The following is a 7,961-nucleotide window of genomic DNA, read 5'->3' as shown; positions in this document are numbered from 1 at the left end:
GAACCGGTCCCGCAGCTTCACCGGGTAGGGGCCGTACTCACCGACCGGCAAGTACGGCTTGATGAGTTCCCACTGGTCGTCGCTGAGCTGTCGGCGCGTTACACCGGCGTTTCTACCGCGATCCGCCCCGGCGCGGCAGCGGAATACGAATACTGATCACGACGTCACACAGGCCCTAGCCGGCGGCCGTGACCGGCGGCCCGAACGAGGTCTGGTCCTACGGCGAAGAGGCGTACGGCATCCTCCAGGACCACCTGCTGCTGCGCGAGCGGCTGCGCCCGTATCTGACGCAGCTGTCCGAGGACGCCCACCGCACCGGCGCCCCGCCGATGCGCCCGCTGCTCTTCGACTTCCCCGACGACGAGCACGCCTGGACCGTGGACGACCAGTTCCTGCTCGGCCCCGACCTTCTGGTGGCGCCCGTGTACGAGGCGGGCGCGCGGACCCGCCGGGTGTACCTGCCGTCCGGCGCGCGCTGGCTCGACCCGGCCACCGGACGCGTGACGGAGGGCGGGACGACGCTCGAAGCGGACGCCCCGCTGGAGCGCGTTCCCGTCTTCGTCCGCGAGGGGGCGGACATCGCACCTCTCCTGCACTGACCTCTCACCCATCCCGGCCAGCGGGGTACGACCGGCTGCCGAGCGCCCCCGGTGGGCAGGAGAGCGATTCCTGATCACGCAGGATCCCCGCCGGTGGCCGTACCCCCGAGCTGCTCCGCACCACAGGTCCAGACGTCATCCGCGCGGTACGTTCTCTCCTGCAGGACCGAAGTATTCGAGACGAAGGAAACAAGCAGTCATGCAGTCACCCCCCCGCGGCGCGGTACGCCTTCTTCCGGGCCCGTTCCTGGACGCGCAGGTCACCGCCCTCGACTACCTGCTGTCCCTCGACACCGACCGGCTCCTCGCGCCCCTGCGGCGCGAGGCCGGCCTGCCGCCGGTCGCCGAGTCCTACGGCAACTGGGAGAACTCCGGTCTCGACGGCCACACCGTCGGGCACGCGTTGTCCGGCGCCGCGCTCATGAGCGCGGTGACGGACGACCCCCGGCCGAGATCCATGGCCGAACGTCTGGTTCAGGGCGTCGTCGAATGCCAGGACGCCCTGGGCACCGGCTACGTCGGCGGCATCCCCGACGGCGTTCGGCTGTGGCAGCGGGTGGCCGCCGGGCAGGTGGAGCGGGACTCGTTCGAGCTCGGTGGCGCCTGGGTGCCGTGGTACAACCTGCACAAGCTCTTCGCCGGCCTGCTGGACGCCCACCGCCACGCCGGTTCGGACCTGGCCCTGACCGCCCTGCGGCGGCTGGCCGACTGGTGGGACCAGATGGCGGCGGGGATGGACGACGACACCCACGAAGCCATGCTCCGCACCGAGTTCGGCGGGATGTGCGAGGTGTTGGCGGACCTCGCCGACATCACCGGCACGGACCGCTACGCCGCCCTGGCACGGCGCTTCCTCGACCGGTCCCTGCTCGGCCCGCTGCGCGAGCACCGCGACGTCCTCGACGGGATGCACGCCAACACCCAGATCGCCAAGGTCGTCGGATACCAGCGGCTCGGCGAGGTCGCGGGCGATCCTGTCCTGCGGGACGCCGCACGGTTCTTCTGGCAGACCATGACCAGGCACCGGACGTTCTCCTTCGGCGGCAACTCCGTGCGCGAGCACCTGCACCCCCGCGACGACTTCAGCTCCGCCCTGGAGTTGCCCGAGGGCCCCGAGACCTGCAACACCTACAACATGCTCAAGCTCAGCCACGCGCTGTTCCTCGAAGACCCGGACGCCGAGGTGCTCGACCACTACGAACGCGCGACGCTCAACCACATCCTCTCCTCCCTGCATCCCAGCGGCGGACTGGTGTACTTCACACCCGTGCGACCGGGCCACTACCGGGTCGTGTCGACGCCCCAGAACTGCTTCTGGTGCTGCGTCGGAACCGGGCTGGAAAACCATGCGAAATACGGCGAGTTGGTGTACACCACCGAGGACGGCGACCTGTTCGTCAACCTCTTCATCGCCTCCCGGCTCAGCCTGCCCGAGCAGAACCTCGTACTGGAACAGACCGGGACAGCCCCCTACGACGACGAGGTCACACTCGTGCTACGCGGGGCTCCCGCCACCCCCGTGGCGATCCACCTACGCGTCCCCGGCTGGCACGAAGGGACACCGCAGGTCCGTATCAACGGCGCGCCGCCCGAGGAGGGACCCGCCCAGCTCACCACGCGCCCCGGGGCAGGCGGACAGCCTCTGACCTACGTGCGTCTGGAGCGGCAGTGGCGCGCAGGGGACACGGTCACCATGCGCCTTCGCCCACGCATCAGCGCCGAACTGCTCCCCGACGGCTCGCCGTGGGTGTCGTTCCGCTTCGGGCCCACCGTCCTCGCCGCCGAAGGCGACCGCAGCGACCTGGTCGGGCACTTCGCCGACGACTCCGGGATGAGTAACGTCGCCGTCGGCCCGTTGCGCCCCCTGGAGCACCTGCCCGTCGTCCTCGCCCGGAGCACCGCCGATCCGGCGGCCGGCCTGCGCCGACTCGCCCCGGACCGGCTGGCGTTCGCCCTGGAGAATGTGGACGCGCGACCGGGTGAGTCCGTCACCCTCGTCCCGTTCGCCGGCATACACGACTCCCGCTACACCCTCTACTTCCCCCTGGCGGAACCGGAACGGCTCCACGAACGGCGGGCGGAGCTGCGCGCGGCCGACGAAACGACACTCGCGCTGCGCGACCGGACCGTCGACACCGTCGCCGCCGGCCAGCAACAGCCCGAAAGCGACCACGGGTTCGAGGGGCAGGACACCTGGTCGGGCCTCACCGACGGGCTGACGTGGCGGGCCGCCACCGGATGGTGGTCCTACCGCCTGACAGACCCGGACGGCACCGCCACCGGCCTTCAAGTGACCCACCTCGCAGACGAAGACTCCGGACCCACCCTCGTACTCGTCAACGGACACCCGCTCGGCATCCTCGCGCCCTCGCCGGATCCCCAGAGCGAGGAAATCAGCCACACACTCCCCCTCCACCCGGAACGCCCCGCCGCCCCCCTCGAGATCCGCTTCGAACCCGTCGGCACCGCGGCCACCATCCGACTGCGCGAAGTCCGCCTGGTTTCTCTTTCGTGATCAGGCAGGGGGAGTGTCTACAGTAAGCCAGGCCTGCGCGGCCCCGTGCCGCCGGGCGACATAGCGGGGGTGCTTGGTGAAGTCGACCGTGCCCTGGGCTTGGTGGTGCAGATGGAGTTCCCACAGCAGCCGGCCGGTGTCGTAGTCCCGGTTGTAGATCGCGATCCGGCGCCCGGCGAGGGCCTCGGCGAGACGGGGGAGGATCTCGGAGAAGGTGGGCGCCCCTTCGACCATGGCGTCGGTGATGCCGTGAATCGCCGTGGCCTCCGCCGGGATCGGCTCACCGCCAGGGTTGAGCAGCGTGTGAGCAGCACCGTCCCGGACGCCGTGGTGACGGCGATCTCCACGATCCGCGACGTCGCGGCCAGGCCCGTCGTCTCGTTGTCCAGGACCGCGTACGCGTCCGGGTCGGCGAGGATCTTCTGAGCCCACGCGATGGTCGGCCTGAGGTCGCCCCAGCGGGCACGGTCAGCCCGACGCTGCGCCTCCACACGCTCGCGTTCGATCTCCTGATCGCACGACGTGCAGTGCCAGTCGGCCATCGCCTGCTCGCGCTCGCTCATCGCCGCCCACACAGCGCGCGAGTCGGCGGTAGCTGATGAGGGCTGCGGCGACGCCTGCGAAGGCGAGGAAATGCTCGGCCTTGCGTTCGTAGCGGCGGTGCAGGCGCCGGCATCCGGCCAGCCAGGACACCGTCCTCTCCACGACCCAGCGGTGGCGGCCCAGCCGTTGCGAGGATTCGATGCCTTTACGGGCGATGCGATGACGGATGCCCCGCTTGCGGAGCCATCGGCTCGCGCACCGTCGACGGCCTTTCCAGGTGCTCGGTGGGCACCGCATCGTACGAGACGCCGTCCAAGGGCCGTACGTGGTCGGGGGCCTGTCGAGATCCACACCGCGTTCGCCAAGCCGGGGCACCCGAGGTCACCCGGCTGGTGCAGTCCCAGACGCACAGAACTGTCTGTCCCGGTCCCCACAGCAGCCGCGGCGCCTGGGCCCCCGGTGCAGCGAGGGCGGGACACAGGGCAGGACTCCAGCATCGACACCAACTCCAAACGCACACCCGGCCCCGCCCTGCCGTCAACGCCGTGCCGTACGAGTCGCCAACGCAGCAGGGATCCTCCCGTACTTCCGCAAGCCCCAGCGCGCCACCTTCTTCCGCAGCCAGCACGAGGCCCTGGAGAAGATCGGCACGAGTTGGAGGTCTAACGCCTCCCACGGACCCGCTCTGCGGCTGTTCCCCGAATTCGGTGGCCTCGCCGCAGCGCCGCCTGAGCCCCGGGCAGCCATCGCGCGATGGATGGCCCTCTGCTACATCGGCGAACCGGGCGGCTACGGCACGATGGGACGCAACCGCAGGGTCTTCTACAGCAACAGCGCCGCCCCCCTGATCGAGCAGATGCTCAAGGAGGACCGCGAGGTCATCCGCGACGACCTCGACAAGCTCCAGAAAGACCGCGCGGTGAAGCGGGCGTGCGGGGACGAACACGTTGCCCGGCGCTTCCAAGACCTGCTTGACCTGGTCGACGCCTGACGGGGCAGGCCTCGGGATCACATCCTGGGGATCCGGCCGATCGTGTCGTTGTCAGCGGGGGGAAGGCGGCGACGGTGAGGGTGCCGTCGCCGTTCACGGGGACGTGGGCGGCGAGCCGGGCGAGGACCTACTCGGGGCGGAGGCCGAGGCGGGCCGCGATGGCGCGCAGGGGCCGGCTCGTGTCCGCCGACAGCCAAAGCTGCGCGCAGTTCGTCCTTTGCGTTCCCGCGTTCCTGCTTCCACGCGGCGCGTCGGCCCCACCGCGCCCTGCGCCGGGGCTTCCTTCTCCCGCGTCCACTCCCCGTCCTGGACGTCCTGCTCGGGGTCGTACGTCGCCCAGCCGCGGGTCCATCAGGGCGGCGACTCAGGCGCCGTCGCCTTCCCCAGGCGGAAGCAGCCTTTCGGCACGCAGATTGGTCAGTCGGCGCCTGGTCTGCTCGATCCGCACCCCCGGCGTGATCACCAGGTGCCTGGCGCCCGGGTAGGTGGTGTGTCCGGCGCCGTGCCACCAGCGGCGGATGGAGGCGACGGCGAACGCGGCGGCGTCGTGGTCGGTGCCCACGTCGACCCAGCCCATGTTCGTGGCCAGGTCGTAGATGCCGTACGGGATCGCCTTGCCGAGTTCCCGGTCGGGGCAATCTGCACCAGGTGAACACCTCCCGCCGTGACTGAACCACTCCAGTCATGGCTCATGCCGTTGCGTGATCGTTCAGATGGTGCGGTCGTACTCGAGCGGAAGCAGGACGAGGGCTGCGGCGGCGACCTCAGAGCGTCGAAGCGCTTCGACGCTGGTTGAGAACCCACTGGCGCCGAGAGGTCGTCAGGGAAACAGGGGAAAACCCATGCATCTCCGCGCAAATGGGCGTCCTGACTCGTTCATCGAACTTTTGCCGTAGGGCTTGTGCGACCCCTTCATCGGACCTAATCTCAGCCAACATCGAAGCGCTTCAACCCTCCTCTTACCCATGACGGCGGGCCCCAACGACACGAACACCTGACTCCACGCCACACCCCCCGCTCTCCACAGGCGGTGGCTCCGAGTCGCCCGGGCATCCCCCTGATCCGCCCGGCCCGGAGCCACCGTGGACAGCGAGGAGCGCTCCATGTCGAGCAGCATGGTTCGCCGACCTCCCCACCGCGGGCTACCCACCGCGAAGCGCGGGCCGTGACAGCTCACCACGCCCGATCACACATCGAATCGCACACCAACAAGGGCCGCCTTGGGTTTGGTGGTGCCGGACAGCCCGCCCTTTGGTGCGCTGATCCAGCGACCACGGTGAGAACCCGACTGGCCACGACCGTCCCCCTCGCCTCCGCCTACAGGGGCGCGAGCCGCCTCAATACCCCACAGATCCGCCTCAACCCATAGAAAAGGGGCACCTTGTGAAGCATCGAAAGTACAAACTCCTGATCGCCCTGGTGGCGGCCCTCCTCGGCTTGGTGGCCATACCTATGACCGCCCTGGCTTCGAACGCCGACGCCAAAACGGATCGGAAGCCGCCACAGGCGACCACCGCCATGGAGCAGGTCGCGGCCATGCAGCCGGGCTGGAACGTCGGCAACACCCTGGATGCGCTGGGCGGTGAGACCGCCTGGGGCAACCCGCTGATCACCGAGGAACTCCTCCAGACGATCAAGGCCGAGGGCTACAACTCGATCCGCCTCCCGGTGTCCTGGGACGAGCACACCGGCCCGGCACCGGACTACACGATCGACCCGGCCTGGCTCGACCGCGTCGAGCAGGTCGTCGACTGGGCGATCGCGAACGACCTCCAAGTGATGGTCAACCAGCACGACCAGATGTGGACCAAGGCGCTGCCGGACGACCACGACAACGTGATCGCGAAGTTCGACTCGATGTGGACCCAGATCGCCGAGCGGTTCAAGGACCACCCGTCCGAGCTGTCGTTCGAGAGCATCAACGAACCGCAGTTCCCCACTGACGTGGCCAACCAGGACGCCCACACCGCCGAGCTCAACGTCGCCTTCTACGAGGCTGTCCGCGCCACCGGCGGGAACAACGCGGACCGGCTCCTGGTGCTGCCGACGTGGGTCACCAACTCCGAGCAGCCGCACCTGGACGCGCTCAAGGCCACCATCGACTCGCTCGACGACGACATGATCGCCGCGACCGTCCACTTCTACGGGTTCTATCCCTTCAGCGTCAACGTCGCCGGGGTCACCACCTACGACGAGGCGACCCAGCAGGACCTCGAGAACACCTTCCAGCGCACCAGTGACACCTTCGTCGACAACGGCGTGCCGGTCATCGTCGGGGAGTGGGGTGTCCTCGGCTACGACTACACCCGCGGCGCCGTGCCCAACTCGCCGCAGTACGGCGAATTGCTGAAGTTCTTCCAGGCCACCGCGAACCAGGCCGTCGAAGAGCAGCTGACCTTGATGCTGTGGGACGCCGGCTCGTACCTCAACCGCAACACCCTGGAATGGCGCGACCCGCTCCTGAAGGCGTACATGGACTCAGGTTTTACGACGCTTTCGGGCACCGCCTCGTTCGACTCGATCTACCTCGAGAAGGCCGGGACCATCGCGGACGAGTCGCTCACCCTCAACCGCAACGGCCTTGACTTCGAGGGCCTGTGGCAGGGGGACATCGCGCTTACCGAGGGCGATGACTACACCGTCTCTGGTGACACGCTCACCCTGACCGCCGCCGCGCTCACCCGTCTCGCGGGCGACCGCGCCCATGGCACCAACGCGACCATCGAAGCCCGCTTCTCGGACGGCCTGCCTTGGGCGATCCACATCATCACCTACGACAAGGCGCAGCTCTCGGACGCGTCCGGGACCCTGGACGGCGCACCTTGGTCCGGGTGGGAGCCCTGCAACTCCTCGTGCTTCGCGATTCCGACCGAGTTCAACGGCGACCAGGTCGCCACGATGGAGGCCAAGTACGCCGACGGCACCAACGCCGGGCCCCACACGTGGACCGCCTTCAAGGAGTACTGGGCGACCTACCGGCCCGACTACGACGCCGACACGATCAGCCTCACCCCTGACTTCTTCAACGAGATCAGGGACGACGAGCCCGTCACCCTCACGTTCCACTTCTGGGGCGGCGGCACGATCGACTACACGATCACCAAGTCCGGCACGACCGTGACCGGAACCTCCGCCTAGGGCCTGTGTGAGGTCGTGATCAGTATTCGTATTCCGCTGCCGCGCCGGGGCGGATCGCGGTAGAAACGCCGGTGTGACGCGCCGACAGCTCAGCGACGACCAGTGGGAACTCATCAAGCCGTACTTGCCGGTCGGTGAGTACGGCCCCTACCCGGTGAAGCTGCGGGACCGGTTC

5 protein-coding genes and 3 pseudogenes are annotated in these 7,961 nt (G+C 68.8%); 5 read left to right on the top strand and 3 right to left on the bottom strand.

Translation table 11 applies throughout. From position 1 onward, the window contains the following. Positions 1-188: 188 nt before the first annotated feature. Both ADL01_RS15160 and ADL01_RS15155 read left to right on the top strand, forming a co-directional pair. A pseudogene (locus tag ADL01_RS15160) lies at positions 189-599 on the top strand (family 31 glucosidase); the annotation flags it as partial. Between the two features lie 199 nt (positions 600-798). After that, positions 799-3,114, top strand: a complete 2,316-nt coding sequence (locus ADL01_RS15155; protein ID WP_053742514.1) for a glycoside hydrolase family 127 protein — start codon at positions 799-801, stop codon at positions 3,112-3,114. Here the strand turns inward: ADL01_RS15155 and ADL01_RS46145 are convergent, their stop codons facing one another. After that, complete coding sequence (locus ADL01_RS46145) at positions 3,115-3,369, bottom strand: exonuclease domain-containing protein (RefSeq protein ID WP_234354640.1); 255 nt, start codon at positions 3,367-3,369, stop codon at positions 3,115-3,117. It lies immediately after the preceding gene. Positions 3,370-3,417: 48 nt separating this feature from the next. On the opposite strand from ADL01_RS46145, the gene ADL01_RS47255 reads away from it, so the two are divergent. Continuing rightward, entirely contained in the window at positions 3,418-3,540 is a 123-nt protein-coding gene (locus tag ADL01_RS47255; RefSeq protein ID WP_266842312.1) for a hypothetical protein, read from the top strand. 150 nt (positions 3,541-3,690) lie between these two features. Here the strand turns inward: ADL01_RS47255 and ADL01_RS47765 are convergent. Then, positions 3,691-3,906: pseudogene (locus ADL01_RS47765) on the bottom strand (transposase); the annotation flags it as partial. Positions 3,907-4,414: 508 nt separating this feature from the next. Between ADL01_RS47765 and ADL01_RS46135 the strand changes: the two are divergent. Next, the gene (locus ADL01_RS46135) at positions 4,415-4,648 is read left to right on the top strand and encodes a hypothetical protein (protein ID WP_234354639.1); all 234 of its coding nucleotides are present in this window, start codon (positions 4,415-4,417) and stop codon (positions 4,646-4,648) included. A gap of 382 nt (positions 4,649-5,030) precedes the next feature. On the opposite strand, the pseudogene ADL01_RS41930 reads toward ADL01_RS46135, so the two are convergent. After that, positions 5,031-5,288 (bottom strand): annotated as a pseudogene (locus tag ADL01_RS41930) (ISAzo13-like element transposase-related protein); the annotation flags it as partial. Between the two features lie 743 nt (positions 5,289-6,031). Between ADL01_RS41930 and ADL01_RS15135 the strand changes: the two are divergent. Next, positions 6,032-7,786, top strand: coding sequence for a cellulase family glycosylhydrolase (locus tag ADL01_RS15135; protein WP_234354638.1), 1,755 nt, complete (start codon positions 6,032-6,034; stop codon positions 7,784-7,786). The last annotated feature ends 175 nt before the right edge of the window (positions 7,787-7,961 follow it).

The organism is Streptomyces sp. NRRL WC-3618 (assembly GCF_001280005.1).
In the GTDB taxonomy this organism is placed as follows: domain Bacteria; phylum Actinomycetota; class Actinomycetes; order Streptomycetales; family Streptomycetaceae; genus Streptomyces.
The sequence above is the reverse complement of the archived record's forward strand: the minus strand, read 5'-3'. Positions and strand labels throughout refer to the sequence as shown.

Coding starts and splice junctions, on each gene's coding strand:
- ADL01_RS15155 (WP_053742514.1), top strand. CDS start 799: ATGCAGTCACCCCCCCGCGGCGCGGTACGCCTTCTTCCGGGCCCGTTC.
- ADL01_RS46135 (WP_234354639.1), top strand. CDS start 4,415: ATGGCCCTCTGCTACATCGGCGAACCGGGCGGCTACGGCACGATGGGA.